Here is a 1598-nt window from a genome sequence, read left to right on the forward strand (position 1 = left end):
TGGACCTGCCTGCAGGACGGTCCTGCGGTAAGGGATACGTCAGCGGGAGAAAGGCGGCGACCCGTCGCGGGGAAGAAGCCGGAAAAGAAAGCAGGGGGAAGAAGATTGCCAGCCCGGAGGCCGGCGGGTCAGTCAGTAGCGCAGGCAAACGCTGATGAACGCGTAAGGTCCGCCAATCAGGTACGTTTTTCCGCGCACGGGGAAGATATCAATCTGTAAGCTGTCCGGCGTCACGTAATACTCCTGCAGGATGCTGTCCATAACGGGCTCGGGCACATCATCGCCCGGTAACTTAACCGTCCGCTCCACCGTCAGGCGGAACGTTTTACCCTGAATCTCCCTTTCACTTCCCAGCTGGAGGGTGCGCGCCACGCGGTAGGTTGTATTGCCATAGGTCGCCGTGCCGTTCAGGAGAAAATAGCTCTGGCCTTCCGGATACATCCGTAAATCCTGCGTAAGCCGGACGGTCGTTTCTCCCCCCGCAGGCAGGTCGGTGTATTCCGTGGTGTAGAGGCACTTGAACGGAAGGGTAATCTTTTCCTGCTGATGAAGGTAAACAGGCCAGAAAAGCGGCAAGGCGACCGCAATGATAACTGACATGATGCGCTTATTTATCATGCGCTGCTCCCACCGCGCCTGCAGGCACGCCGTCATAATAAAAATTATGGCAGAGGCTGTCGCTGCCGCGTGCGTCATTTTCACAGACAGCCATCAGCGTTCTGGCGTGGAGGGCATCACTCTGGGCGGAGATGTTATCAAAGTAGAGAGTGTAACCCTGGCCGCATTCTCTTCCGGACGATTTCAGCAGGGCTGAAGCCTCATCCACTGTCCTGCTGAAATCACCTTCTGCAGGTTCAAAAAAGGTCACCAGCCCGCATCCTCCGGGCAGAACGTGAACGACGGGGTGTGGGTCAGCTCCTCCGTCTTCCGTCAGCAGGGCAGCAACAGAAACGGAAGCCAGAAAAGCCGCCGCTGCGGGTAAGAAAGCCCGCCACCGGGACCTGCCTTCACCGCCTGTCAAAACGACGGGATGCAATTCAGGCAACTGCTGAGCGTCAGGCACGACCGGCGCGCACTCTTCCTTTACGATACGCACGCCTTCGTGCAGCCGGATACCCACTTTAGGAAGGGTTTCAACAAAGGTGTCACAGCCAAATGCAGACATATTGCGGCGTATCAGACTGAGATACTGATTGAGGCTGTTTCCGGAGCCGGTCAGTCCGTAGTTGTCCCAGACCCTGACCAGCAGCTCATCGCGTTCCAGCACCTCACCGTGCGACTCAAGAAGGATCAGCATCAGTCTTTGCGCTGCCACGGGCAGGATTACGCTGTCATTACTGTCCATGCGTAAAAGTGAACCATCATCCGCACGGAAGCTAATGATGCCGTCAATAATGTATCTCATGTCCGGACAGAACCCCCTTATTCCTGTAAACGTCCACGTGGTCATCCCCGGCGGGTACAACGGCGGGTACAACGGCGGGAAATGACACGCCTGAAAGGACGCCCCGGACCGTTAAGAATAATCCGGGTCCGGCGGATTCTATCCGTAGCGCGGCGCATTTCACAGACAAATACAGATAAGCCGGCCCATTTTT

At 56.6% G+C, this 1598-nt stretch carries 2 protein-coding genes; both read right to left on the reverse strand.

The genetic code is table 11. The annotated features are described in order from the left end of the window. Window positions 1-132: 132 nt before the first annotated feature. Window positions 133-600, reverse strand: coding sequence for a FidL-like protein (locus tag QSK07_RS22585; protein ID WP_285723292.1), 468 nt, complete (start codon window positions 598-600; stop codon window positions 133-135). 7 nt (window positions 601-607) lie between these two features. After that, complete coding sequence (locus QSK07_RS22590) at window positions 608-1405, reverse strand: winged helix-turn-helix domain-containing protein (RefSeq protein WP_285723293.1); 798 nt, start codon at window positions 1403-1405, stop codon at window positions 608-610. Window positions 1406-1598 lie beyond the last annotated feature (193 nt).

This window comes from Pantoea sp. QMID4 (genome assembly GCF_030270445.1).
Classification (GTDB): domain Bacteria; phylum Pseudomonadota; class Gammaproteobacteria; order Enterobacterales; family Enterobacteriaceae; genus Pantoea; species Pantoea vagans.